At 43.6% G+C, this 25340-nt stretch carries 23 protein-coding genes, 1 pseudogene and 1 riboswitch; of the genes and pseudogenes, 13 read left to right on the top strand and 11 right to left on the bottom strand.

Translation table 11 applies throughout. The features are described 5' to 3' along the window. Nucleotides 1-35: 35 nt before the first annotated feature. Entirely contained in the window at nt 36-1859 is a 1824-nt protein-coding gene (locus tag AF333_RS16715) for an assimilatory sulfite reductase (NADPH) flavoprotein subunit (protein ID WP_043065229.1), read from the top strand. Between the two features lie 26 nt (nt 1860-1885). After that, nucleotides 1886-3604 carry an assimilatory sulfite reductase (NADPH) hemoprotein subunit gene (gene cysI / locus AF333_RS16710; RefSeq protein WP_043065230.1) on the top strand — a complete coding sequence of 573 codons (1719 nt, stop codon included), beginning with the start codon at nt 1886-1888 and terminating at the stop codon, nt 3602-3604. A gap of 138 nt (nt 3605-3742) precedes the next feature. Here the strand turns inward: cysI and AF333_RS35495 are convergent. The 3 genes and pseudogenes from AF333_RS35495 to AF333_RS16700 form a co-directional block, all read right to left on the bottom strand. Further along, nucleotides 3743-4051, bottom strand: a pseudogene (locus AF333_RS35495) (DinB family protein); the annotation flags it as partial. 361 nt (nt 4052-4412) lie between these two features. Beyond that, on the bottom strand, nt 4413-5099 hold the full coding sequence (locus tag AF333_RS16705) for a hypothetical protein (RefSeq protein WP_043065231.1): 687 nt from the start codon (nt 5097-5099) through the stop codon (nt 4413-4415). Nucleotides 5100-5268: 169 nt separating this feature from the next. After that, nucleotides 5269-5928, bottom strand: coding sequence for a hypothetical protein (locus AF333_RS16700; protein ID WP_043065232.1), 660 nt, complete (start codon nt 5926-5928; stop codon nt 5269-5271). Between the two features lie 246 nt (nt 5929-6174). Between AF333_RS16700 and AF333_RS16695 the strand changes: the two genes are divergently transcribed. Both AF333_RS16695 and AF333_RS16690 read left to right on the top strand, forming a co-directional pair. Beyond that, nucleotides 6175-6918 carry a DsbA family protein gene (locus AF333_RS16695; RefSeq protein WP_080787667.1) on the top strand — a complete coding sequence of 248 codons (744 nt, stop codon included), beginning with the start codon at nt 6175-6177 and terminating at the stop codon, nt 6916-6918. Nucleotides 6919-6929: 11 nt separating this feature from the next. After that, a complete protein-coding gene (locus AF333_RS16690; protein WP_139189027.1) occupies nt 6930-7361 on the top strand; it encodes a disulfide oxidoreductase in 432 nt (143 codons plus the stop codon). 28 nt (nt 7362-7389) lie between these two features. Here AF333_RS16690 and infC read toward each other — a convergent pair whose 3' ends face one another. Continuing rightward, a complete protein-coding gene (infC, locus tag AF333_RS16685; RefSeq protein WP_043065234.1) occupies nt 7390-7875 on the bottom strand; it encodes a translation initiation factor IF-3 in 486 nt (161 codons plus the stop codon). 303 nt (nt 7876-8178) lie between these two features. Here infC and AF333_RS16680 point away from each other — a divergent pair, with 303 nt between their 5' ends. After that, the gene (locus tag AF333_RS16680) at nt 8179-9009 is read left to right on the top strand and encodes a protein-glutamine gamma-glutamyltransferase (protein ID WP_043065235.1); all 831 of its coding nucleotides are present in this window, start codon (nt 8179-8181) and stop codon (nt 9007-9009) included. Nucleotides 9010-9101: 92 nt separating this feature from the next. Here AF333_RS16680 and dacB read toward each other — a convergent pair whose 3' ends face one another. Further along, nucleotides 9102-11996 (bottom strand): D-alanyl-D-alanine carboxypeptidase/D-alanyl-D-alanine endopeptidase, encoded by a 2895-nt coding sequence (gene dacB, locus AF333_RS16675; protein ID WP_043065236.1) that lies wholly within the window; start codon nt 11994-11996, stop codon nt 9102-9104. A 160-nt stretch (nt 11997-12156) separates the two neighbouring features. Continuing rightward, nucleotides 12157-14076 (bottom strand): squalene--hopene cyclase, encoded by a 1920-nt coding sequence (shc, locus tag AF333_RS16670; protein WP_052811955.1) that lies wholly within the window; start codon nt 14074-14076, stop codon nt 12157-12159. Nucleotides 14077-14131: 55 nt separating this feature from the next. Between shc and AF333_RS16665 the strand changes: the two genes are divergently transcribed. Then, the gene (locus AF333_RS16665) at nt 14132-15328 is read left to right on the top strand and encodes a DUF2515 family protein (RefSeq protein ID WP_043065237.1); all 1197 of its coding nucleotides are present in this window, start codon (nt 14132-14134) and stop codon (nt 15326-15328) included. After that, nucleotides 15237-15737: a CBO0543 family protein gene (locus tag AF333_RS37495; protein ID WP_407638643.1), complete on the top strand. Its 501-nt coding sequence runs from the start codon at nt 15237-15239 to the stop codon at nt 15735-15737. The genes AF333_RS16665 and AF333_RS37495 overlap by 92 nt, the downstream gene beginning before the upstream one ends. Before the next feature lie 101 nt (nt 15738-15838). On the opposite strand, the gene ilvA is transcribed toward AF333_RS37495, so the two are convergent. Beyond that, nucleotides 15839-17098: a threonine ammonia-lyase IlvA gene (ilvA, locus tag AF333_RS16655; protein WP_043065239.1), complete on the bottom strand. Its 1260-nt coding sequence runs from the start codon at nt 17096-17098 to the stop codon at nt 15839-15841. 226 nt (nt 17099-17324) lie between these two features. Between ilvA and AF333_RS16650 the strand changes: the two genes are divergently transcribed. Continuing rightward, nucleotides 17325-18548, top strand: coding sequence for an MFS transporter (locus tag AF333_RS16650; protein WP_043065240.1), 1224 nt, complete (start codon nt 17325-17327; stop codon nt 18546-18548). Between the two features lie 187 nt (nt 18549-18735). Here the strand turns inward: AF333_RS16650 and AF333_RS16645 are convergent, their stop codons facing one another. Further along, the gene (locus tag AF333_RS16645; RefSeq protein WP_158502370.1) at nt 18736-19200 is read right to left on the bottom strand and encodes an AEC family transporter; all 465 of its coding nucleotides are present in this window, start codon (nt 19198-19200) and stop codon (nt 18736-18738) included. A 385-nt stretch (nt 19201-19585) separates the two neighbouring features. On the opposite strand from AF333_RS16645, the gene trhA reads away from it, so the two are divergent. The 3 genes from trhA to crcB (AF333_RS16630) all read left to right on the top strand — a co-directional run bounded on the left by trhA (nt 19586) and on the right by crcB (AF333_RS16630) (nt 21158). Beyond that, nucleotides 19586-20227, top strand: coding sequence for a PAQR family membrane homeostasis protein TrhA (gene trhA, locus AF333_RS16640; RefSeq protein WP_043065241.1), 642 nt, complete (start codon nt 19586-19588; stop codon nt 20225-20227). Nucleotides 20228-20252: 25 nt separating this feature from the next. Further along, nucleotides 20253-20315, top strand: a riboswitch (Fluoride riboswitch). A gap of 82 nt (nt 20316-20397) precedes the next feature. Continuing rightward, on the top strand, nt 20398-20802 hold the full coding sequence (crcB, locus tag AF333_RS16635) for a fluoride efflux transporter CrcB (protein WP_052520741.1): 405 nt from the start codon (nt 20398-20400) through the stop codon (nt 20800-20802). Beyond that, nucleotides 20802-21158, top strand: coding sequence for a fluoride efflux transporter CrcB (crcB, locus tag AF333_RS16630; protein ID WP_043065242.1), 357 nt, complete (start codon nt 20802-20804; stop codon nt 21156-21158). Before crcB (AF333_RS16635) ends, crcB (AF333_RS16630) begins: the two co-directional genes overlap by 1 nt. Before the next feature lie 69 nt (nt 21159-21227). Here crcB (AF333_RS16630) and AF333_RS16625 read toward each other — a convergent pair whose 3' ends face one another. Together AF333_RS16625 and AF333_RS16620 are read right to left on the bottom strand one after the other, a co-directional pair. Beyond that, the gene (locus tag AF333_RS16625) at nt 21228-21722 is read right to left on the bottom strand and encodes a GNAT family N-acetyltransferase (protein ID WP_043065299.1); all 495 of its coding nucleotides are present in this window, start codon (nt 21720-21722) and stop codon (nt 21228-21230) included. 22 nt (nt 21723-21744) lie between these two features. Further along, nucleotides 21745-22974 (bottom strand): aminopeptidase, encoded by a 1230-nt coding sequence (locus tag AF333_RS16620; protein ID WP_043065243.1) that lies wholly within the window; start codon nt 22972-22974, stop codon nt 21745-21747. Between the two features lie 267 nt (nt 22975-23241). Here AF333_RS16620 and AF333_RS33750 point away from each other — a divergent pair, with 267 nt between their 5' ends. Both AF333_RS33750 and AF333_RS16610 read left to right on the top strand, forming a co-directional pair. Continuing rightward, nucleotides 23242-23430, top strand: a complete 189-nt coding sequence (locus tag AF333_RS33750) for a hypothetical protein (RefSeq protein WP_043065244.1) — start codon at nt 23242-23244, stop codon at nt 23428-23430. Between the two features lie 327 nt (nt 23431-23757). Beyond that, nucleotides 23758-24438 carry an MgtC/SapB family protein gene (locus AF333_RS16610; protein ID WP_043065245.1) on the top strand — a complete coding sequence of 227 codons (681 nt, stop codon included), beginning with the start codon at nt 23758-23760 and terminating at the stop codon, nt 24436-24438. Between the two features lie 11 nt (nt 24439-24449). Here AF333_RS16610 and AF333_RS16605 read toward each other — a convergent pair whose 3' ends face one another. After that, nucleotides 24450-25241, bottom strand: coding sequence for a carbon-nitrogen hydrolase family protein (locus AF333_RS16605; protein WP_052811961.1), 792 nt, complete (start codon nt 25239-25241; stop codon nt 24450-24452). Nucleotides 25242-25340: the final 99 nt, after the last annotated feature.

Below are 25340 nucleotides of genomic sequence, written 5' to 3'. Positions count from 1 at the left end.
CATCAAGTGTATATTTCTGTGTGAGGTGGATATCGTTGCAACTTCAGGTAATAAACAGTCCATTTAATCAGGAGCAGGCAGAGCTCCTTAACCGCCTTCTGCCGACCTTGACGGAATCGCAAAAAGCCTGGCTAAGCGGTTATCTGACAGCAATCCAGTCTGCTTCTGCTCCAGGAACATCAGAAGTGTTGACGACAGAAATTTCTGCCGAGAGCACCGGACAGACAATTTCAAGAGAAGTGATTATTCTTTATGGATCACAGACTGGCAACGCCCAAAGGCTTGCGGAGAATGCAGGCAAGGCACTAGAGGGGAACGGCTTTCAAGTAATCGTTTCATCCATGAGTGATTTTAAAGCAAACCATTTGAAGAAAGCCCAAAACCTGCTTATTATCGTGAGCACACATGGGGAAGGGGAGCCGCCGGATAACGCGCTGTCTTTCCATGAGTTTCTTCATGGCAGACGGGCGCCAAAGCTTGACGGTCTTCGGTTTTCTGTTTTGTCGCTCGGGGACAGCTCATATGAGTTTTTTTGTCAGACGGGAAAAGAGTTCGATCAGCGGCTGGAAGAGCTCGGAGCCACACGGCTTTATCCGCGTGTTGACTGCGATCTTGACTATGATGAGCCAGCATCCGAATGGCTTGCAGGAGTCTATGGTGGATTAAGTGAAGCACAGCAGGGCGGAGGTGCCACTCCAGCTCCAGCAACAGCCCTTCAAGTGAGTGAATCAGTGTATTCTAGAACAAATCCGTTCAAAGCGGAAGTGCTTGAAAATTTAAATTTGAACGGTCGTGGTTCGAATAAAGAAACACGCCACCTTGAATTATCGCTTGAAGGGTCTGGCCTTACATTTGAGCCAGGTGACATCCTTGGTGTCTATCCGGAAAACGAGCCGGCTCTTGTAGACATGTTTCTTGAAGAAATGAACTGGGATCCGGAAGAACTTGTGACGATCAATAAGCAGGGGGGTGTTCGTCCACTGAAAGAAGCGCTCGTCTCTCACTTTGAAATTACAGTTTTAACAAAACCGCTTCTTGAGCAGGCAGTGCAACTTTCAGCGAATAAGGATTTACGAGAGCTTTTATCGCCAGACAATGAAGAAAATTTAAAAGCATATCTTGAAGGGCGCGATTTACTTGATCTGGTCCGTGATTTTGGGCCGTGGAGGGTATCGGCACAAGCGTTTATCTCGATTCTCAGGAAAATGCCGGCCCGCCTTTACTCAATTGCGAGCAGCTTATCCGCGAATCCGGATGAAGTGCATTTGACTATCGGTGCCGTCCGATATGATGCACACGGACGCAAACGAAAAGGCGTCTGCTCTTGTTTATGCGCGGAACGTCTACAGCCAGGGGACACGCTGCCGGTTTACATTCAGCCTAACCAAAACTTTAAGCTGCCAAAGAACCCAGATACGCCGATTATCATGGTTGGACCGGGAACAGGCATCGCGCCCTTCCGCTCTTTTATGCAGGAACGCGAAGAAATAGGAGCGGAAGGAAAATCATGGTTATTCTTCGGGGACCAGCATTATGTGACGGACTTTCTTTATCAGACAGAATGGCAAAAGTGGCTGAAAGAAGGCGTGCTGACGAAAATGGATGTGGCATTTTCGCGTGATACGGATGAAAAAGTGTATGTGCAGCACCGTATGCTTGAACATAGCAAAGAATTGTTTGAATGGATTCAAGAAGGAGCGGTTGTTTACATTTGCGGAGACAAGAAAAACATGGCATATGACGTCCATAACACTTTACTTGCGATTATCGAAAAAGAAGGCAGCATGAGCCGTGAAAAAGCGGAAGACTATCTTGCCGACATGCAGCAGCAAAAGCGTTACCAACGTGATGTATACTAATTTTGGATTGAGAGGGGTTTTTCAACATGTCGAAGCACTTTTTAAAAGCACCAGAGGGCCCGCCAAGCGATGTTGAGCGCATTAAAGAAGAAAGCAACTATTTGCGCGGCACGCTGGCGGAATCGATGTTAGAACCGATCAGCGCCGGAATTTCCGAAGATGACAATCGCCTGATGAAATTTCACGGTAGCTACTTGCAGGATGACCGGGATCTCCGCAACGAGCGCCAAAAGCAAAAGCTTGAACCTGCGTATCAATTCATGCTGCGTGTCCGTTTGCCGGGCGGTGTGGCAACACCAGCTCAATGGCTTGTCATGGATGAGCTTGCCCAAAAGTACGGAAACGGGACCTTAAAACTGACAACACGCCAGACATTTCAAATGCACGGTATTTTAAAATGGAATATGAAAAAAACAATTCAGGAAATTCATACGTCCCTTTTGGATACAATTGCGGCATGCGGCGATGTGAATCGGAACGTTATGTGTAACCCGAATCCATATCAATCTGAAATTCATTTAGAAGTATACGAAAGGGCGAAAAAGTTGAGTAATGATTTATTACCACGGACAAGAGCCTATCATGAGCTTTGGTTGGATGAAGAAAAAGTTGCTGGTACGCCAGAAGCAGAAGAAGTCGAACCGATGTATGGCCCGCTTTATTTGCCGCGGAAGTTTAAGATCGGTATCGCCGTTCCGCCATCAAATGACATTGATGTCTATTCGCAGGATCTTGGATTCATTGCGATTGTTGAAGAAGGAAAGCTTGTCGGTTTTAACGTGGCCATCGGCGGCGGCATGGGTATGACACATGGCGACAAAGCAACGTATCCGCAACTCGCTAAAGTAATCGGCTTCTGTACGTCGGACAAAATTTATGATGTGGCGGAAAAAGTCATTACGATTCAGCGTGACTATGGAAACCGTTCTGTCCGCAAAAATGCTCGGTTTAAGTATACAGTTGACCGCCTCGGACTGGAAACAATCAAGGCTGAATTGGAAGCTCGCCTCGGCTGGAGCCTGGATGAAGCGAAGCCGTATCATTTCGACCATAACGGCGACCGCTACGGCTGGGTAAAAGGTGTTCAGGGAATATGGCATTTTACACTGTTTGTCCAAGGTGGCCGTGTCGCAGATTTTGATGATTACAAGCTGAAGACTGGCTTGCGTGAAATTGCCAAAATTCATACCGGTGATTTCCGTTTGACAGCAAATCAAAACCTGATCATTGCCAACGTATCAAGCCAAACCAAGAAAAGGATTAGCGAGTTGATCGAGCAATACGGTTTGACGAATGGCGAGCATTATACAGCACTTCGTCGCAGCTCGCTGGCGTGCGTCGCTCTTCCGACGTGTGGATTGGCGATGGCGGAAGCAGAACGCTATTTGCCGGTACTGCTTGAGAAGATCGAGGCTATTGTCGATGAAAACGGTTTGTGCAACGAAGAAATTACGATCCGCATGACCGGCTGCCCGAACGGTTGTGCCCGTCCGGCGCTTGGCGAAATTGCCTTTATCGGCAAAGCGCCCGGCAAATACAACATGTATCTTGGCGCAGCCTTTGACGGTAGCCGCCTAAGCAAAATGTATCGTGAAAACATCGGTGAAGAAGAAATTTTGAGCGAACTGCGTGTGCTTTTTTCCCGCTACGCGAAAGAAAGGCGGGAAGGCGAGCACTTCGGTGACTTTGTTGTCCGTACCGACGTCGTCAAAGCAGTGACAGACGGCACGAATTTTCATGATTAATCAAGAAGCATTTGAGACAGGAATGTGTTCTCCTGTCTCTTCAGTGCGTTATTTTGTCAATTTTGAACTGATAGGCTGAGACATTTTCGCTATTATATATCTAATAAAGGGCTAGTAAAGAAGAGTACAGTATAAGTATTACTTTTTCAATATACCTAAATATTCTTTCCAAGGCCCAACGTCTACTCTGTATCTCTTAGCCATTACCCGTACGATTTGAGCAATGTGCGTTAAATCATGAACAACCCATGTAGCAAGCAATTCTCTTAACCTCACTACACCAAATGCAGGGTGTGAGCCCGTCAATTCAAGATGCAACTCAGGTTCAATAAGAACTTTAAGTTTGGTTATATTTAGTGTTCTAATTGTTTTAAATTCAAGCAACTTTTGTTCAATCGATCTTTCAGACCTTTTATTTAAGTGAGAATAACGATCAAATGGGGGAAATTTTTCGTGGTATCATTATATTTTGAAAATAAAAAGATACTTAAGAAAATCTGGTCGAAGAGAATGGTCTTAATGTCGAATTTATAGAGAGAACATAGACAAGACGGGTAGATGGACTGTATCGAGCGCGTAGCGCAGGGAAGCCGTCGGTCAGGCATGAGTGTCTCAAGGGGGCTTCCTGTTCAGGAGATAAATCGTTATGACGAGAGGAGAGTAGAATTACATCTCTTAGAATACATCTTTTCTTAGTTAACATAATATATATTATCGGACGTAAAGAAAAACAATCTCATTTTATAAGTTTTTTTAACATTTCGAGATAAAAAAAGAAAAATGGACTATAGCTTAAGATATTATTTTTTTATTTGGATATGCCAAGTTTTGTTTTTTGGACACGCAATGCATTTATGCTGTCTTGTTTGTATTTTTCGCTTTTTTCAATTTTCCGCTCGTATTTCTTTTTCCATTCTACGTCATTCGTATCAAGAAAGTTTGCTAACGAGACAATAGCATCCGCTTTATTCCAATATGACTCACTAAGCGCGGTTTTCGCTTGGTATGCAGCGTTTTTGCTTTGTTCGGATATATCTCCTGATATCTCAATACTATTCAAACGTTTTGAGATATCTCGAAACACAGCGTTTGCGTCTTTCAAAACGGTATAATCAATTTCATTGCTTCTTTGTCCGTTTAAAATCTGTTCTTCCACAAGCGATACGTACTTATCTCGTTTTCCTTCTGCATACTCTGTCTCATGTAGTAAACGCTCGTATGCAAGGAAAGCAGCTGCCTCTTCTCCACCAGCTTTCTTCTGCACAACAGAAGAATCCGAATCCGCTCTTTCAGAAGCTATTACAGGATCGTCAGCTGGTTGCTGTTTCATCTTATGAGACTCTGTTAGTTCTGTTTTTGGTTGAGGATGATGCCGAGATGCAGTCGCGTCTGCTCGTGTTTGCTTGAATTCCTGCCACATATACGACCACAGAATGGCATTGAACCCGATAAGCACCATGCATGTATAGAATTTAATAAGTGTCTTTCTCTTCATTTTTCTCTCTCTTTCTGCGCTGTTCTGCTATTTGTATATATATACATACAAATCATCGGCACATTCCTCGCTTTTTTTAAATTTTATAATCTGTCAAATATCTTTGCTTCGGCTTATATTTATAAAAAAAGACAAGTCTCACGAATTCGAGACTTGTCAAAAAAATTTTTTACCGTAATAAAACGCTCTCTTTTGGAGAAAGCATGACTGGCTGATTCTCTTTCCAACTGATAAGAAACTCATGCTTTACCTGGCCTTCGCCACCTTCAGGAACAATAACTGTAATCACACCGGTGTCATCAGCGATCGATAAACTTGGCCGTTGAGCTACAACCTCCTCTTCCTGACCGTCTGGAGACGTGTATCGGAACACCCTCTTCATGTACGTATGGTTTTTTCCATCCTGTACGACAAGGCCAAGATTGAAAACATAGGGCGAAAATGATTCCCCCAGCGGGATGCGTGTGCCAATTAAAATAATGCGATCTGCTATCCCGTCTCCATTCACGTCCCCGCTCTTCGTATCCACCGCATATGTATCATCTTCCAGTGACAATCCTTCTGCCTTAAATTTCTCTCCTGCTGGCGGTTTTGCTTCTGATATACTTTGTTCTGCATTGATTGTCGCCGGATCTGGACGGTCCGGCCCTGGCCATCCCGAATCAAAAGGATCTTCTTCATTTAGCGGTTGTTCCCATGCATATGTATTCGCCATGCGATCCTGTTCATCTGTGACTTGTTCTTCTTCCTCAGCATTCAGCAGAATAAAAGAAAAGACAACGGCTGAGACGACCAGCGCAATGGCTGGTGTAATCAGCCACTTCCTCATTCTTCGCCACCTCCACTCGTAAACTTCCTGAATGTTCAACAATACGACACTATTATCCATTTTTTATTGTACCATATGTAGCTAAATGTACCGAGAACATCGAATCTCTTGCTCGTACAAAGGTTGAATGCTATAATACGTGCGGATTCAAATGAAATCGCACGTATTAGTAGATGACAACCGGCAATCAAGAAGGTATGTTTTGTTCGGTTGAATAATATACTTTTGATGGGAAGAAGGGATCTAATGAGCAAAAAATCCAACCGAAAAGGCGCGCAAAACAAAAGCACTTCAACAAATATACGCGCCAAGGAAAAAACGTCTAGCACGAATAAACGTCTCGTTCTTTATACGTTGATCGGACTGCTGGCGGCGGTTGTCTTGTTTATCGCATTAAAAGCGGTAGAGCCAAACAAAGATATAGCTGTGGATAATCCTCCACCTATAGAAAATCAGCCCATAGCAGGGAATCCAAATGCGGGAGTAACCATTATTGAATTCGGGGATTTCAAGTGTCCGGGATGTAAAGTGTGGAATGAACAGATTTTCCCCCAGTTACAAAAGGAGTATCTTGATACAGGCATAGCTAAGCTCGCATACATAAATGTCCTGTTTCATGGAGAAGAATCAGAACGGTCTGCGATGGCAGCGGAATCGGTATTAGCACAAGATCCTGGTTCCTATTGGGCTTTCCATAAAGCGTTATTTAACAGACAACCAAAGGAAAATGCAGAAGCACCATGGATTACGAATGAACTGCTGCTTGATCTGGCCAAACAATATGCACCGAGGGTAAATCAGGACAAGCTGGCGCAAGACATCAAAAACAAAACGACCAAACCGCAGGTAGATGCAGATACGAATATTGTTAAAACGTATGACATCCACCAGACGCCTACAATTTTAATCAATGGTACGGTGGTAAACAACCCGTTCGATTATGAAGAAATAGTCTCACTTATCGAGAAAGCGAAAGCCAGCAGGAGCTAACCTCTACTATGATGAATAGAAATGGAATTCGAACATATGCTTTATATTTCGCATGGATAGTTTCCTTGATTGCTACGCTGGGAAGCTTGTATTTTAGCGAAGTCAAAGGCTTTATCCCATGTAATTTATGCTGGTTCCAACGCATTTGTATGTATCCGCAGAGCGTTATTTTGGGAATAGCGGCCTATCACAACGATTTAAGAGTTAAGCGTTACATTCTTCCTCTCTCAGTGATTGGAGCCGCTATCTCTTTATTTCATTATCTCGAGCAGAAGCTTCCGTTTCTGTCAGAAGTCGCAAAAGTTTGTACCTCTGGAGTGCCATGTACGACCACTTATATGAATTGGTTTGGTTTCATTACGATTCCTTTTTTAGCCTTGATTGCGTTTGGTCTAATTATCTTCTTCATGGTGATCACAAAAACGGACGACGAAAACGCATAACGTTCAACTTTCGCATACGGACGATTGATTAACAGGGTTTAAGCACGACGCTAACCTGTTTGCCACTCGTCTGTATGCCTTTTTCTTTTTCGGCGCAATGTGATAAGTCTTGTACAAACTCAGCTACGATTCGTTTGGCTGCATCGCTTTCTTTACGCTGTAGACGTACGTTGATTTGCACCCAATCTCCTCCCCTAAGAATTTTTTCCGCTTGTCGCTTCTTCGTTTCATAATCATGCTGCTCGATCGTAGCGCTAACGCGGATTTCTTTCGTTTTCGGACCTTTTTCCTGTTTATTTAATGCCTGCTTTTCCTTTGCCTGTTTCTTCTGTGCTGTCTGTCGCGGCATCAATTGGCATGGTGGTGGACTCGAAGTAAGCGAAAGGCATATGAGGTCTACTTTTAACTCTTTCGCTATTTTTAATGCCTCTTTTGTTGACATAATACCCATATCTTCGCCATCTATTCCTATCAATTCTACTTCTGAAGCTTTGATTTTTTCATTGATAAGCATATACTTCTTCCTCCGAATCAATTGGTATAAACTCTACTGTTTTGTCTACTGCTTGACGCAATCCTCAATATTTCGCCCTTCTATCTAACTTACAGACTATATACTCATTCTTTAGCCTCTTCTTATCTTACTATATGCTAGGGGCGTTGTTAAAATAAAACGATCCTAGGTATATACCTCTGTTTTATCTTACGTTCTGATGATGAGCAACCTTTCACATTATGCCTCCACAATGCATATAAATGGGTATACTTTTGCTTTATCCATACAGGAGAAGCATGACAACATAAGGAGGGAACTATCATGATTCAGATTTCAGACGCATCCATACATATCGAAACGCTCGAAAAGGAATGGCCACTTAGCGGCATACAGCGCACCATTCTTGAACGTATGGCAGCAAGCACAATCACATACGTGTATCCGTCCCTCGACGTGCTGAAATTTGAAGTGAAAATGCGGGGTTTTATTGTGTCTGCTGCAAAAAATCTCTATTACAGCGGAGCAGACTTCGCCACATTCAAAGAATCCAGGTGCAATCCTCGCTACTGGAATCGTACAAAGGAAGGCGGATTTCAACTGAAAAAGGGTATCGAACCGGCTGAAGCAATGAATGACATTTTTAAAGACGGAAAAAAATATGCGTTTGAATGCACCACAGCTATCGTTATCGTGTATTATAAGGCCATTATTGACTCCATCGGGAAGGATAACTTCAATCGGTTATTCCCCAATATTCTTCTGTATGATGGAGTGTATGATGAAGATTTGCGTTTAACATGGATACATGCAGCCGAGTATTTGCCAGGAGATGTTCAGTATTTTAACAATCCCGAATACAATCCTAAAACACCTGAATGGCAAGGAGAAAATGTTGTATTGTTAGGAGATAACCGCTATTTTGCACATGGTATTGGCATAAAGACAAAAAAGGGAGTGATTACAGAGCTGAACAGCGAGCGCAAGCCAGGTGCTACGGTATCAGCGTATCTGCTAGATCAAGCCGCCCGGCCCGATTTCGCTTATTTATCTCAGTACGACGAGAGGAATGCGAAGAACATGCAGATCCACTCCCCTGCAGGGAATCGCTTTATGATAGCGCAAATCGGTTCTACGACATACATTAAGATGTAATGCTTTCGGCTACCGTTATGAAATTCACTCTATTGTAAAAAAAGTCCGCTGGTAGTATAACAGCGGACTTTTTTTGATTAATGGATGTGTAATTAATCAGCTGCCACTCCTGATGCAAGGGAGACATTAGCTAGAGCAGAAGTGAGTTGATCCTGTACGTCGGTAAAGTTTTTTGATGCACTCGTATAGCCATTCATAATGATGGAAAAATACAATCGTTCATTATCCTTTGTCGTGACATAGCCGGATAATGAACTGACGCCTTGTAGTGTTCCGGTCTTGGCATGTACATTATTCTCCGCCTCTGTTTGTTTCATACGGTTTTTCAAGGTGCCGTCTACCCCTGCAATCGGAAGCGAACGATAGAAATGCTCGAAAGAAGGATGGCGGGACATGCTTGTTAACACGGATGAAACCTGGCGGACTGAGATTTGATTATAACGGCTTAATCCTGAACCATCCACCATATCAAATGCCGGATTTGTTCCGTTTTCTTGCAGGTTTTTCTGAACAACCTCAATACCAGCTTCCGCACTGCCAGCGCCCTTCTTATCTGCTCCAAGCCGTTTCAGCAGCATCTCCATATAGAAGTTATCACTATTCTTGTTTCCGTATACGAGAATATCGCGTAATGGCGAAGACTGAAGCTCGAAAATCTTGCGGCTTCCAGAAGGAACAAGCCCCTTCTGTACCTCACTTTGTTTAGATATCTTTATTCCACCCTGCTCCATCGCTTCCTTAAGTACTGTGCCGGTATAAAGCGCAGGATCTTCCACGGCGATCCGTTCATAATCGGGCGTCTCGCCAAGTGGCAAGTTGCCTGTTAGACGAATGCTATTCTTGCCTCGTTCGCGTTCTACCTTAAACGTATTCTCTGTACCTGCGGGCGTAGTCTTTGCTTCATTACTGACTTGAACATAGGAAGTCTTCGGATGAAGCGCCATTGTTACGGGAGCCCCTTCGTGCGCCCCTGGTTGATAATCAAGACGTACCGCGCCGCGATTCACCGCAAGGGCGCTTATCTGAGCATTATATCCATAGCTCTCATCATCCCAAGCCCAGCCTGTACCCAAACGTTTCGCATCGTACTGACTTTCGTCTACGATGATTCGGCCGTCAATACGGGTTACTCCTTTTCCGAGCAATGCCTGAACGAAGCGAGAAAGCTCTGTGCCACCTTTTATACCGGAAGGATCGTCGGCTTGCAAAGTTGGATCACCGTATCCTTTTATAATGATATCTCCGTGTATAACTCCATGCTTATCCGGGAGAGAAGACACATACAATTCGGTTTTGAATGTATAGTCCGGGCCCAATTCTCTGAGCGCTACTGCACTGGTTAGAAGCTTCATGTTAGACGCAGGCGTTAGCAGTGTATCCACATTCTTCGCATATAGAATCTCTTCCCCATCTTGACGTTCAAGCGAGCCTACAATCATCCCGATGGCGACCCCACGCATGCTCTCCTGCTCCAATATCGGATTCAGCAGTGTGGCAAGCGTAGAGGATGGAGAGTCGGTTGCGGGATTCTCCGCCGCTTCCTGGGACAAAGAACTACTGAGCAAAATGGCAACCGCATCCTCGAATGCAGCGGCAGGTTTGGTACTGCGGACACCGTTTAAGAAAACGGAGAAAGCAAGTTTGTTTCCATTCGCTGCAATTGTATAGCCAGATAAGGTATGCACGCCACTCATGGAGCCGGTCTTAGCATGAACATTATTTTCTGCAGGCGTGTCTTTCATCCGATTTTTGAGTGTACCGTCCACTCCTGCAATTGGTAACGAACGCTCAAAGTCTTCTCTGTATTCTCGTGTTTGCACATAGGCGAGCAGTTCGACGAGCTGCTGGGGAGAAATTAGATCCAGTCGTGACAGGCCTGAACCGTCTACCTGACGATATCCGTCGGCAATCCCGGCTTTTACCATGAAGTCTGCAATCGCGTCTGCACCAGCGTTGAAGCTTCCTTTATTTTTCGCTACAGCACCAAGCGTTTTCATCAGCATTTCTGCATAGAAGTTATCGCTCTCTTTATTAAGTTCAGTAATAATGTCGCGCAACGGCTCGGAATGATGCGTAACAAGCGGTGAGCCAGAAGAAAGTGTTGTTTTTTCAATGTTATTAGAAGAGACAAGGATCCCATTTGTGGCAAGTGCTTGTTTAAACACATCACCCGCGAACAAAGCCGGGTCTTCCATCGTTACATCGTCCTTGTATGGCTCGGCGTCTTTTCCGAGCGTGCCTGTCAGAATGACCGTATTCGTACCTCTCGGCCTATCGATTTGGACATTTTGTTCCGTACCTTCAGCAATGGTTACACGGTTTTGAACGGTGATGTACTTGCTACTTGGTTCTACACTCAAAGAAGGAGCTTGTCCGACAGGCTTGTCTGGTTTCAGTGTGATGGTACTCATATTCTTATGGACGGCAAATGCGCTAATTTGAGCGCTGTAGCCATATGGTTCATCATCCCACATCCAGCCCTCGCCCAACCGAACATTATCAAAATAACTTTCATCGATGAGCAGTCGACCATGAATGGAAGTAATCCCTTTTGCTTTTAGCTCGACGCTGATGGCGCGCATTTCCTCTTCTGTAAGCGAGGGATCACCGTACCCTTTAAGAATAAGGTCTCCTTGCAGCACGCCTTTCGGAGTAATGTGGCCGGTAGTATGTATTTCAGTTGCAAAGCGGTAGTCCGGGCCAAGCATATCCAGTGCTGCAGCTGTCACAAGAAGTTTTAGGTTGGAAGCGGGCACGAATGTTTTCTCTGCATTATGCTGGTCAATCCACTCTCCTGTCGTCGTATTGTACACCGCCACTCCCGCCCGTATGCCCGCGCTCTCCGGATTTTGTGATAACTGGGTAACGAGACGATCAATGGAGGCGGCAGTTGGATTGCTTTGTGCATAAGCAGGCAGTGTCAGCATGTGCAAAGCGAGAAGCAAGCTGAACAGAAGTTTTCCTACTGCATTTCGAAAAGGCCTCATAACATTCCTCCTCAGTATAATATGTAATATTTTTATCTAGCTGATACAATTATTTCATATTTTTTAAATAAATAGAATATTTAAACGAAAAATAATATGCAAGAAGAGAAGATAACAGAAAAGCCGACCTGCATAGGTCGGCAAAGTTATGTATTGTTGTCTAGCTTGTAACATGCGCATCCTTTCCATTTCCTAAGTATTTCAACTTGTAATGACTTAATGCAAGTAAAGGCCAAATGTAACGATAACTGTGGTAATGAAAATAAAATCCACCCGGTAGTCCAGCTCCCGTTGGATACGTTGTTGTCCAATCGAATTTATCTCCCGCTACAATCAAGTATTGTATCCCTCTTTCAATTGCAGGGATTGATTCCTTTGAAACAGCAATTAGAGCATCGATTGCCCATGCGGTTTGGGATAAAGTACTAAACCCTAATGGAACGTATTTTTTAACAGTGTCACTCCTACAAGATTCTCCCCATCCTCCATCGGCATTTTGAATTTTCAACAGCCAGCGAACCGCCTTTTGAATGGCAGGATGGTTGGGTGATATACCAACAGCATTCATCCCGGTAATAGCAGCCCAGGTACCATAAATATAAGAGATTCCCCATCGACCATACCAAGCTCCATCCTCTTCTTGATGTTTCATTAGCCAGCGGATTCCTCGACTGATATTGGGATAATGAACATTCAATCCTACATCATGGCCAAGAAATTGTAGGGTTCTCCCTGTTAAATCAGCGGACGAAGGATCCGTGCTAGTTGAATCAGCCCCGTCGATGGGGAGCCATTTTACGATTTCTTTATCTGTATTCTTTTCAAATGCTGGCCATCCACCATTGTCATTTTGCATAGACAGCACCCAGTTTACTCCATATTCCCAAGCTTGACGATAGATTGGACTTGTCTTTGCTAGCTTGCTTATTGCCCTAAGAGCCGCAGTTGTATCATCAATGTCAGGGTTTATGGTGTTGATATCCGAAAAGCCCCATCCTCCTGGTGTAATATTTGGATTATGAATGATCCAATCTCCATATTTTTTATGTTGTCGCGAAAGAAGGTACTGACCTGCTTTTTGTATAGTCATACTCGAGTAAGGTACCCCAGCGTCTTGTAGAGCATAACTGAGTAATGCTGTGTTCCAAACCGTTGACGTAGCATTTTGTATATGAATAGGTTCATTTGATTTACAAGTTAATGTTTTTAAGCCTTTAATAGCATGCAAGATAATGGGATGTTTATCTGAATACCCAAGCGCTAGGAAGGCGAAGATCATAAGAAAGGTTGAACTGAAATAACTGTATAAGGTTCCATCCGGTTCAATTCTATCCAGCATAAACTGTTCAGTACGACGTATAGCTACATTATGGATGTGTTTAGGGAGGTAATGAAGATTCTCAGTCCAAGATTTTATAAATTTTAAAATTGAGCGATACTGTATAGATTGTTGATTTATATATGGTTGCAGATTCATGCTTGTTGTTGAGTTGTTTACATATAGGTCTGATAGATCGGGAGTTTTTTGTGTTTTGATAAAAAACTTTTGGTCAGTCACAATTAAAATCGGAGCAACATGAACTCTAGCATAACCGACAAAATCAAAGAAATTAAGGGGGAACGTCAGAGGAAGCAGCAGGATTTCAAGTGGAATCAAAGTATGCTGTGGCCATGGATATTGCCCCGTTAAAGCGAGCATTACTTTTGTAAGCATACTTACTTCTGTAATTCCTCCTCTTGACAAGATGAACTGTCGGGCTGCTTGCATATGCTCTGCTTTTTTCTTGCAATAGCCAGAAAAAAGCAGAGCATAATAAGCCTCAACTGTAGCTGACAGATTTCCGCCTTCTTCATCATGAAATAACTTCCAGGCTCCATTTTTCTCCTGTCTATAGATTACTCTTTCCGTTAACCTTCTTATGAAATCTTCATCATGAATATTCAATGTTCGCAATAGGATGATCATATACGCATCTGTCATAGGGCCACTTTCTAAGCAATAGCGCCAGGAACCGTCACTTGTTTGCTGATTTTTTAATACGGTGATGAGGCGATTGATTTCTGTTTCAACTTCATTCAAACCACTCACTCCTTTTTCAACGAGGATCAATATACATAATACGGGAGGAAACAATATGGGGACGGGATTAGCAATCTTAAGAAAGAGATGGGAGAATTTTAAACAAAGCCAAATTCAGCCTCTTCTATCCATTAAGAAAGAATTAAAAAAGAAAAGCAAAGATTTGAAGGATTCTTTTGTCTCTATAACGGAGTTGCCTTTAAAAGATCAACAATTAATTTATCAAATTAAAGAATGTACCCGTCAAAAGAATAGAAACAACGTAATGCGAACGATGGCATATTATGATTTTTACTGTCGTCACCCTGAAATTCATTGGGCGTTTCTTGGACATATGGTATCAAGAAATGGCGGATGGAACATGACGGATTTAAAGGGGGAGTTACTTTCTAGATTACTTTCCGAAAAGGAACAGCAGGATTACTTCCGATTTTTAGAACGAGGGAATTGGTTAATTTTTCAAGATGTCTATCCTCAGTTTTTATTATATGAGGAAAGTTTAAAAAGACAGACCAAATTATTTTACTTATTGCCTTATTTTTATGTCTCTGTCTTTATGCAGACGCTGTGGAATTATTTTTGGGATTATGGAGACTGTTATTTATTAGCCATTGGGCTCGTTATTAATGAACAGAGCTACTTAGAAAAAAGAGTAATTCAGAATGCTTTCTATCAAAAAACGGTATTAAAAACGATCGAATTTAAGTTACAGGATATATTAAGCCTGAATCAAATTCTTTTCCCTTGTTACCAAGAAGATAAAAGGGGCTTTGAAAAACCGCCTAAACTTATCGGGCAAACCCTTTATCATTTTGTTTCTCTTCATGAACGAATTTTATTAGGAAAACGGTTGTATACTCTATTATTTGGTCATTCTGACGTTTTAAAACGTATTTCTCAGTGGGCAGCCAAACATGTTCATACAGGGTCACGTAAAGATTACTGGCCACATTTGTTTAACGATGTAAAAGAGTCGGTTCCCGGTACCTCTTATGAGCAACAGATCAAGAATTGTCAGTTGAAACCAGGTACGAAGCGATTGTATAGCCCCTCTCTACTTCATTCCTGGAGCAATGTCCAGCATGAGGAAGCAGAAGTAGGCGACTGGTTCGAGGACTGGAAAATCATGTATTATTTAATTAATCTAAAAGAAGAAGTGGATGGTGAGATCCTCCATGACTATTGTAAAACATTGGAGAAAATCGAGTTTGCAATTATGGCACAAGAAAAGATCTTTCCCTCCTCAACGTAATAGGCAGAATTCTATACAAAAGTATGTACCTGCGATGATATTTTCTTCTTGGTTGGGAACGTATGCCGATCTTATTATGGTAGAACAACAGATGTATTCCTTTCCTATCAGACCCTTTCCAGCCCTCTTCAGTATTAACATCGCTTTTACAGTATTTCTATTACCTATTACAACCGCTTTCTTTCTTTACTATGTAGAGAAATTAAATACAACACAGCGTTTTATCGTTGTCCTTCTCCTTGGCTTTTTCATGCCCCTTGTAGAACAGTTATCAGAAAAGGTAGGATGGTTTAATCATAGTAGTGAATGGAGGCATCTATATTCCTTTTTTGGCTATATTTTTTTCATGTGGCTTGTATGTAAATTTCATTTTTGGTATTCATACAACAATCGAATACCGAGACATTAATGTAGTAACTACTCAGCCTACTATTAGAGAACACTTCTCAAAAAAAATCCGCCAGCTTTTTTATATGGCTGGCGGTTGATTCGTTGTGTTGAATAGTTTGATTAAATTAATAGGTTAAACAGCGAAGGATTGTTGTTAATTTCCATGTAATCGATGTTACTCTGGCGCAGACGCTCGATGAGCGGCAAATAATCTTCCGGCTTCTTCAATTCGATGCCAACGAGCGCTGGACCGTTGTCCTTATTGTTTTTCTTCGTGTACTCGAAACGGGTAATGTCGTCATTTGGACCGAGTACATTATCGAGGAACTCGCGCAACGCACCGGCACGCTGCGGAAAGTTGATGATGAAATAATACTTCAATCCTTCGTAAATCAGCGAACGCTCCTTAATCTCCTGCATGCGGTCGATGTCGTTGTTGCCGCCACTAATCACACAGACAACATTTTTACCTCGAATTTGTTCTTTATACAAATCAAGGGCGGCGATGGACAATGCCCCGGCAGGCTCGGCTACGATCGCATTCTGATTGTATAAGTTTAAAATGGTAGTACATACCTTTCCTTCCGGTACAAGTATGATGTCATCGAGCACCTGTCCGCAAATATCCATCGTCAATGCACCTGCTTGCTTGACTGCAGCCCCATCCACGAATTTATCAATATTGGTCAGTATTACCGGTTTGTTTTGTGCAAGTGCCTGCTTCATGCATGGCGCGCCTTCCGGTTCGACACCGATGACCTTCGTAGAAGGTGAGATGCTTTTCATATACGTCCCCACTCCGGAGGCAAGTCCGCCTCCGCCGATGCCGACAAATACGTAATCAATATCCTCAGTCATATCATCCATAATCTCCATACCGACTGTACCCTGACCGGCAATGATTTTCGGATCATCAAACGGATGGACAAACGTCATGCCATGCTCTTCCGTATATTTGGTTGCTTCCGCAAAGGAGTCATCAAAGGTGTCGCCCACAAGTACCACTTCCACTGCATCGCCCCCGAACAGCTTAACCTGGGATACTTTCTGGCGAGGTGTGGTCGCCGGCATGAAAATAACGCCCCGAATGCCAAGCGCATGGCAGGAGTAGGCGACGCCTTGCGCATGGTTACCCGCACTGGCACATACAACCCCCTGCTCTACCTCTTCCTCAGACAGGCTACGTATGAGGTGATACGCCCCACGTAGCTTAAACGAACGTACCACCTGCAAGTCCTCTCGTTTAATATAGACATTACAACCTAATCGTTCAGAGAGAATTCGATTTTTCTCAAGTGGCGTTTTATATACGACGTCTTTTAATGTATGGTGGGCTACCATGATATCTTCCACGGTTACCCTAGTTGCGGTCTTGTTCATATCTTTTTCCCCCTCTAGCTTGCGGTCTGGCTCCTGAAATTGTTTTTTCTTTTAGGTTTTTCCGATTATATGAGAATAAAAAAGATTATAGAGATTCATGATATATCTGTCAATTTTAGCTCTTCTTTCGGCACAAAGTAAATAAAAATATGCCCATTGCTTTACATATGTTAGGTAGTATGTATAAAATTACAAATAATTCAAAACAGAGAGTGGTTGAAGGGTTATGGAGAAAAATAAGAAACCGGTAGTCGTCATTTCAATTGCAACGGCGTTGTGTTTGCTTGGAGATTCGATGCTATACATCGTACTACCGATTTATTGGCGGGAAGCTGGTTTGTTGTCTTTATGGGAAGTCGGTATTATCCTCTCAGTAAACCGTTTTGTTCGTCTGCCGCTTAATCCTTTAGTTGGCTGGTTTTACCAAAGGATTTCCTTGCGAACAGGATTGTTTCTAGCTGTAGGACTGGGCAGTTTGACGACCATCGGATATGGATTCGCTCAGGGGCTTGTTGCCTGGGTTGTACTGCGGGCGCTATGGGGGGCAGCTTGGTCCTTACTGCGAATCGGCGGATTGTATGCGGTGGCGCAGTGTGCCGATAAAGGCAATCGCGGGGAAATGATGGGACTTTACAACGGATTGTACCGTCTGGGAAGTCTGGTAGGTATGCTGATGGGTGGTGTACTGGTCGCACTGCTGCATCTCAAAGGGGTTTCCGTTCTGTTCGGCTGTATGTCGCTGTTTGGTATTCCGCTATTACTACACTATTTTATCGATTTTACAAGCGGGGCTCATCGTACTGAAAAAGCGGCGAAGTCGGGCGGAAGTGTATGGAGAAACAATCGCATGCTTCTCGTTTTGTTCAGCGGTTTTTTCGTCTCGTTGGTATTTCAAGGTGTGTTAACGTCTACGCTTAGTTATATTATCCAGAAGCACGGACAGGAGATATCGTTATTGGGGATTGTACTGGCCGCATCGGCCTGGTCCGGTGTTCTGCAAGCCGTCCGCTGGACCTGGGAGCCGTTTCTGGGCGTGCAGTTTGGTCGCTTATCCGACGGGACACGCGGACGGATACCATTGTATGGCGTATCTTTGCTTGTATCAGCTATCGGTTTGGTGCTGTTGCCGCTTGCGCTTCCGTTCGCTCTCTGGATCGGTATAGCGTTATTCGTTCAAATGGGCGCCACATCGCTTACAACGATTACAGATGCACTGGCGACAGATGAGGCTCGGTACCTTCCAACCGCTTCTACTCTGGCTCTTTATTCGCTGGCACAAGATTTTGGTGCAGCTATGGGACCCATTGCCGGCTACTTATTTATCGAATGGGGCGATACACTTCATGTTTTGTATATAATAAGTGCTGTCGTATTTTTGGGCATGGCCTGGTGCTGGCGAAGGGCTGCCCGTAAGGACTCGGTTCAGAAACATGACGCTGTATCCGTATAGTGCAAAAAAATGCCGTTTCGAAACGATTCGAAACGGCATTTTTCATACAGTAAGGTAGATTGCCGCATTTAGCGTAAGCAGATTCGTCTGAAAGACTAATTATTTGGAGGTTTTGTTACGGATGATGTTTTCAAATGTAAAAGCACCCAGCCTATACAAATAAGGCGCGGGTGCTTTTATAAGTCAACTATGTTACCCACTTCACTATGCTTAATAGCACCATGATTGAAATAAAACTAAGAACGGTGGAAATTAATGTAATACTGGATACGAGTTTTGCTTTGGCCTCGAATCGTATAGCGTATAATAGAGCCATTGCAGCTGGCGGCATTCCCGCAATGACGAACATCACTTGCTTTGATAAAGGTGAAATTGGAAATAGGCTGCAAATGCCCCATGCCAAAACCGGAGAAATAATCAGACGGATAACCGTTCCAAACGCTACCAGCTTACCATCTAAATCTTTTATCGTTACCATGGCTAGCTGCATCCCCAGCACAAGCATAACAACCGGGATAGATGCGCCCCCCAATAATTCTACAGCCTGCATGAAATTCGTGGATAATGGGATATGACAGTATTGCAGAAGCAGGCCGATGATGACCGCATAAATATTCGGTAGCCGAAAAATGTTTAACACCGCGGTTTTCACACTTGCTTTTCCTCGGGAAGCAAAATAAACAGCGAATATCCCCATCAAAATCGATTGCAGAACCATAATTAAAACGGCTTTATCAAATCCCTTGTCACCAAAAGCGAATAAGATAAGAGGTGGAGAAGCATGAGGTTCTTCTTAGAGATAATCCGTATTGTAGTACTGCTGATTGTTGTTGGAGGATTTCTGGGGTGGGTGGAAAACAACATCTATCTTTTTTATTACTCTCTTTTTCTTGTTTGTTGCTTGTTATTACCCCTCTTTTGTAAATACACTTGAATACGTCCATTCCATTCCGCGATGCACTCATGGAGAAACCGTCTGGCTATTCTGTAATAAGAGGGTTATACTGAAAAGAAATAAAGCGGAAAGGATGCGGAAAATGGCAAGTACCCATGTTTTTACCAAAAAGGAAGAAGTCGCAAACGCGATTATTCATGGCATCGGCGCCGTGTTGAGTGTGATTGCTCTCGTTGCGCTGATTATTGCCGCAAGTGAATCAGGCACAGCCTGGCATGTGACCAGTTTTACCATATACGGTGTAACGATGCTGCTCTTGTACGTCTCTTCTACCCTTGTGCATAGCTTTCCGGAAGGGCGGGTTAAAGATATTTTCGAGATTTGTGACCATGCTTCCATCTACTTGTTTATCGCGGGTACATATACACCGTTTTTGTTCCTGGTCGTAAAAGGAGCGCTTGGCTGGACATTGTTCGGTATTGTATGGGGGATGGCACTGATAGGTGTCGTATTTAAACTGTTTTTTACTAAGAAATTTCTGTATTTATCGACCGTGCTTTATATCCTCATGGGCTGGTTAATCATATTTGCCTGGAAGCCGCTCGTAACATCCCTTCCTACCGGCGGTCTCGTGTTGTTAGTTACCGGAGGGGTGTTGTATACGATTGGTGCCGTTTTTTATGTGTGGCGTATGTTTCCATTCCACCACGCGGTCTGGCACGTATTTGTGCTGGCCGGTACGGTTACCCACTTCTTTGGGGTATTCTACTACTTGTTGCCATAACAGCCGTTTGTCGTATAATAAATACAGTTGTATAGGCGATGGAGTTCGCCGTAACCGCTGACTGACAGCTAATGACTCCTACCGGACGCAAATCATGCGTACTGGTAGGGGTTTATTTGTTTCTGGTGGATTTTTTGGTAATACTTATCATATTAATGAGGTGTATATTTATGGTGTATTTGTTTATTGGTTTGGGTGGAATACTCGGTGCCGTTCTGCGCTACGGGATCGGTACATGGTCAGGCATACAGACGGAAACCGGGTTCCCGCTCCCTACCTTGTTGATTAATCTTGCAGGCTGTTTTATCCTAGCCTTCTTCTATACGATTACTACGACGCGTTTTACAGTCCATCCCCATTTTCGTACTTCTTTCGGAACAGGATTTGTCGGTTCATTTACGACATTCTCTACCTTTGGATACGAGACATTAGAGCTGTTACAGTCCGGACGGTATGGGTTAGCGGCTATCTATATTGCTTTGAGTCTGATTGGCGGATATATCCTTGCCTATGCTGGTATTGTGCTTGGAAGTTATGAACGGGGGCAGTTTACCCGTGTAGGGAGGAAACAATGATGGAAGTATTGTGGGTCGCACTTGGCGGTTTTTTTGGGGCGATTAGCCGTTTTACGATGGTTGGCGTCATAGATAAGCAGACAAACTCGTCGTTTCCGTATGGGACGTTAACGGTAAACGTGTTAGGTTCGTTTTGTTTGGGACTGCTGTATGGTTTGGATGTTGGTTGGCAGGTCAAAGCGATGCTGGGTGCGGGGTTCTTAGGCTCGTTTACGACATTTTCTACGTTTGCATATGAGAATGTACAACTGCAAAGGCTCGGTAAACGAAAAGAAGCCAGGCTCTATATAGGAATCAGTGTATTGGCCGGGATTGCGGCCGTAGCTCTCGGTTTTTGGATCGGACGTATGATATGAAGACTTTGCCAGCCGTCACAAAATAAACAGAACCTGGTCGTATCTGGACCAGGTTCTTATTCGTATTTTTTATTCATTACGCAGGAACAACTGGTAAAACAATACATCCTGCCATGCGTCGAATTTATAGCCGACTTCCTTAAACCGGCCTGCCAGCGTAAATCCGAATGCTTCATGCAGCTTTATACTAATATCATTCCCTTCTGTAATTCCTGCAATAACAACATGATAGTTGAGCTTTTGCGCACGGTCCAATATTTCTTTCACCAGTGCTTTTCCGATGCCACGCCCCTGAAATCGATCATCAATATAAACAGACAGCTCCGCTGTACGCGAATACGCTGGTTTGGAGCGAAACGGAGATAGACAGCTATACCCCGCAATATGTCCATCGATGTCAGCTACGATAAGTGGGTGTGGACCGCCGTAATGTGCAAACCATTCCTGACGTTGCACAAGCGTCTGCTCCTGTAAATCAAAGGTAGCGGTTGACGTTCGGATCGCGTGATTATAAATCGCTAGCATCGCCGGAATGTCGGCTTCCTGTGCTTCGCGGATGTGCATCATTGGACGCCCCCATCTCTTTTTATACCCAGTTCCCGTTGCGGAAGATAGGTTCTCTCGTACCGTCTTCTGTTTCTCCATCGATGTTCATGTCCGCAGATCCGATCATGAAATCAACATGGGTAATGCTTGTATTCAAGCCGTTTTGTTCGAGTTCCTCTTTTGACATTTTCTTTCCGCCCTCAATGCAGAAGGCATAAGAGCTGCCGATCGCAACATGGTTGGAAGCATTCTCGTCGAACAGTGTATTGTAGAAAATAATGTTGGCATTCGAAATCGGCGAGTTGTGTGGAACAAGTGCCACTTCTCCGAGATAGTGGGAGCCTTCATCCGTTTCAATAAGCTGCTTTAGCGTGTCGTAGCCCGTTTCAGCTTTGAAATCGATGACTCGTCCTTTTTCAAAGGTAAGCGAGAAGTTCTCAATCAGGTTTCCGCCATAGTTGAGCGGTTTTGTGCTTGTCACAACGCCGTTGACCCCTTCCTTAAGCGGAACAGTAAAGACTTCTTCCGTCGGAATGTTAGCCACGAACGGTACGTTTTTCTCACTGGTGGAACCTCCGCCTACCCAGAGATGATTGGACGGGAGTTCGATGGTCAAATCCGTGCCAGGTGCCTGATAGTGTAGGTATTTATACTTTTTCTGATTCAGGTATTCGACTTTTTGATCCAAAGAAGCGTTGTGCTCCTTCCAGGCTTGAACCGGATCTTCGACATTGACACGAACAGCATTGAATATGGCTTCCCATAGTGCAGGCACCTGTTCTTTTTCCTCTTTTTCGGAGAAGACTTTTGCGGCCCATTCCTTGGAAGGTACCGCCACGATAGACCAGCTTACTTTATCCGAAGAGATGTACCGACGGAACGTCTCCATTGCTTTTCCAGAAGCTTTGGCGGCTGCTGAAACTCGGTTCGGGTCTACACCTTTCAGCAATTCAGGATTGGTTGAGATAATGGACAGGAAGCATGCCCCTTCTTCTGCCATCTCTTCAAAGCCCTTGGCCCTCCACAACGGAAATTCAGTAAAAGCCTCTTCAGGAGCTAAATCGTATTTGATTCGTGTGCTAACCTCGTCATTCCATTCGATATGTACATTTTTAGCTCCGGCTTCGTACGCATTCTTCACGATTTTGCGGGCAAAATCAGCGGCCGTAATCGGAGTTTGCAGCACCAGTGTCTGTCCCGGCTGGATATTGACTCCTACTTTTACCGCGAGTTCCGCATACTTATCCAATTTTTGCTCAAATGTAGGCATAGCTTCGCTTCTCCTTTTTTTTGTAATATACATCATTGTAGTTACACTTGTACTTTACCATTTCTAACCTCTGTTATCATAGTATACCTTTTATACAAAATGATCGTAAACATCACCCAAAAGGGTAATAGACTATACTAAAAATACTCCTTTTTAGTAATTGAATAGGTAGGCACTCCCTGTAATAATAAAAATTGAAAGCAATTTTTTCTAACAAGAAGGGGGCATGGAGCTGTTAATATATCTGAATATTCTTCATTTGATGGATTGGGACTTGCTGAACTGGTCAGAAAAAAAGAGGTGACACCAAAGGAACTCAAAGATACGGCACTAAAAGGAATTGAAATGCTGAACCCCAAACTTAATGCGATTGTTAGCGTACTAAGTGAACAATCGGAAGAAGAAATAAACAAAGGCTTGTGTGCAGGTCCGTTTATGGGGTTCCGTTTCTTATAAAAGAAATGGGGTTGCATGCTGCTGGCGTTCCCATTAATATAGGAAGCCGATTTCTCCATCCTTTTATTTTTGTAGAAAGGCTCGTCCGATTCGGTACGTCTAATTTTTTATAATAGCCGGATATGCAATATTGTTTAGTTACCATTGCAATGAGGAATTATGCTAGCATAGATCCTATAATTAACACTGCTGACACAAAAGGAAGTAAACGATGTACATGATGTAAGCCATAACAGGTACAGCATACTAGGCAGGACGAAAAAAGTACCACATAGCAGGGATGTTTAGGTGTAGGTGGGGCTTTAGAAAAAAAGAAGAGGTGAAATTATGGCTACTCATTATCTCATGCAGGTCGATTATTTCCTGCGGCTTATCGTTGCCGGTATTTGCGGGGCGCTTATCGGATATGAGCGGAAAAATCGAATGAAGGAAGCCGGAATTCGTACTCATTTTATCGTGGCCTTAGGTGCGTCTCTTATGATGATAGTGTCTAAATACGGCTTTCAGGATCAAAGCGGATGGCATAATGTATCGCTGGATCCTTCACGCATTGCTGCACAGGTTGTAAGCGGTGTCGGCTTTCTGGGTGCGGGCATGATTTTTATGCAACGACAAACCGTTAAAGGATTGACAACTGCCGCAGGCATATGGGCTACGGCAGGAATGGGGATGGCGATTGGCGCGGGTCTTTACTCTGTCGGTTTAGCTGTGGCTTTCATCATCGTTGCTGCACAAACCATTCTGCATGTGCGGTTTAACTGGCTATCGACACCAAAAACGGAACAGCTTATTCTGCAAATCATAGATAAGCCGGGAGCTATGGAGCATATTCAGAAAATTTTGGAGGAGAAGAATATTGAAATTCTTAGCTTTCGGGCCGAGAAGAATAAAGAGTATCATTCAACGATTGATTTAGAAATTGTAATGAAAATACCGAAATCATATCAAACCGCACAACTCTTCTCCCTCATTCAAGATATTCCTTTTGTAAAATCTATTGAATTATAAAATAGCCGTCCTCAGCGGTACAGCTCGGGACGGCGCTCTTCCAGATAGTTGTACATATCCCGGCTGTCTCTGATATTTTCAAGTTGAATTTGGACAGTTTGGATGTCTCTTTTATTGTCGGCGCATTCAAGAAGGATTTTGCCTGATGGATCGACGAGTATACTCTGGCCCCGATACACGAATGATTTGTGTGCTCCGATACGGTTGCAGTAGGCAACAAATATATGGTTTTCCAATGCGCGTGCTACCGTAAAAATCCGGTGTGGATATTCGTACGGCGACATATTGGCGCTCGGCACAAGAAGAACGTGCATCCCTTGCATGGCTAGTGCGCGTGCCGCTTCGGGAAATTCGAGATCGAAGCATACAAGGATTCCGAATTTTACTCCCTCCACCTCCAGGCATATAAGCTCTTCTCCCGGTTTCGTAATTTTTTTCTCTCCTGCAAACAGATGCGTTTTTCGATAGTAAGCTAAAGGTGTTCCGTCTTTCTGTAAAAAGCACGTTGTATTGTATACTTCTCCGTCTGATCCGAGTTCGGGAAACGAATAGACAAGGTATAAGGGAAAATCAGCCAGTTTGCGACGTATCCGTGCCATACTTTCACCATCACGCGTTTCGGCCAGCATCCGTAAAGCCTCCCTATGAACGAAACCAGTCAGGATAATTTCTGGTAGCACAAGAATATCTGCTCCTTGCGTATGTGCCTCCTCGATCGCTTGCTCGATTTCCTGAAGGTTTGCTTCTTTATCTCCTTCTCGACACGGAATTTGCGCGAGAGCAATCGCCCATGTTTGTTTCACGCAAACGTCATCCCCTCTCTTCTATATAGCTGTTGTATCAGATGTAACAAATATTGGAAAAAAGCTGCTACGTAACGCTATGGTGAACAAATACATAAA

The organism is Aneurinibacillus migulanus (assembly GCF_001274715.1).
Classification (GTDB): domain Bacteria; phylum Bacillota; class Bacilli; order Aneurinibacillales; family Aneurinibacillaceae; genus Aneurinibacillus; species Aneurinibacillus migulanus.
The sequence above is the reverse complement of the archived record's forward strand: the minus strand, read 5'-3'. Positions and strand labels throughout refer to the sequence as shown.

Bases quoted from the DNA above. Each gene is read 5' to 3' on its own strand.
- cysI (WP_043065230.1), top strand. From the start codon at position 1,886: ATGTCGAAGCACTTTTTAAAAGCACCAGAGGGCCCGCCAAGCGATGTT.
- AF333_RS16705 (WP_043065231.1), bottom strand. From the start codon at position 5,099: ATGAAGAGAAAGACACTTATTAAATTCTATACATGCATGGTGCTTATC.
- AF333_RS16700 (WP_043065232.1), bottom strand. From the start codon at position 5,928: ATGAGGAAGTGGCTGATTACACCAGCCATTGCGCTGGTCGTCTCAGCC.
- AF333_RS16695 (WP_080787667.1), top strand. From the start codon at position 6,175: ATGAGCAAAAAATCCAACCGAAAAGGCGCGCAAAACAAAAGCACTTCA.
- AF333_RS16690 (WP_139189027.1), top strand. From the start codon at position 6,930: ATGAATAGAAATGGAATTCGAACATATGCTTTATATTTCGCATGGATA.
- infC (WP_043065234.1), bottom strand. From the start codon at position 7,875: ATGCTTATCAATGAAAAAATCAAAGCTTCAGAAGTAGAATTGATAGGA.
- AF333_RS16680 (WP_043065235.1), top strand. From the start codon at position 8,179: ATGATTCAGATTTCAGACGCATCCATACATATCGAAACGCTCGAAAAG.
- dacB (WP_043065236.1), bottom strand. From the start codon at position 11,996: ATGAGGCCTTTTCGAAATGCAGTAGGAAAACTTCTGTTCAGCTTGCTT.
- AF333_RS16665 (WP_043065237.1), top strand. From the start codon at position 14,132: ATGGGGACGGGATTAGCAATCTTAAGAAAGAGATGGGAGAATTTTAAA.
- AF333_RS37495 (WP_407638643.1), top strand. From the start codon at position 15,237: ATGGTGAGATCCTCCATGACTATTGTAAAACATTGGAGAAAATCGAGT.
- ilvA (WP_043065239.1), bottom strand. From the start codon at position 17,098: ATGAACAAGACCGCAACTAGGGTAACCGTGGAAGATATCATGGTAGCC.
- AF333_RS16650 (WP_043065240.1), top strand. From the start codon at position 17,325: ATGGAGAAAAATAAGAAACCGGTAGTCGTCATTTCAATTGCAACGGCG.
- trhA (WP_043065241.1), top strand. From the start codon at position 19,586: ATGGCAAGTACCCATGTTTTTACCAAAAAGGAAGAAGTCGCAAACGCG.
- crcB (WP_052520741.1), top strand. From the start codon at position 20,398: ATGGTGTATTTGTTTATTGGTTTGGGTGGAATACTCGGTGCCGTTCTG.
- crcB (WP_043065242.1), top strand. From the start codon at position 20,802: ATGGAAGTATTGTGGGTCGCACTTGGCGGTTTTTTTGGGGCGATTAGC.
- AF333_RS16625 (WP_043065299.1), bottom strand. From the start codon at position 21,722: ATGCACATCCGCGAAGCACAGGAAGCCGACATTCCGGCGATGCTAGCG.
- AF333_RS16620 (WP_043065243.1), bottom strand. From the start codon at position 22,974: ATGCCTACATTTGAGCAAAAATTGGATAAGTATGCGGAACTCGCGGTA.
- AF333_RS16610 (WP_043065245.1), top strand. From the start codon at position 23,758: ATGGCTACTCATTATCTCATGCAGGTCGATTATTTCCTGCGGCTTATC.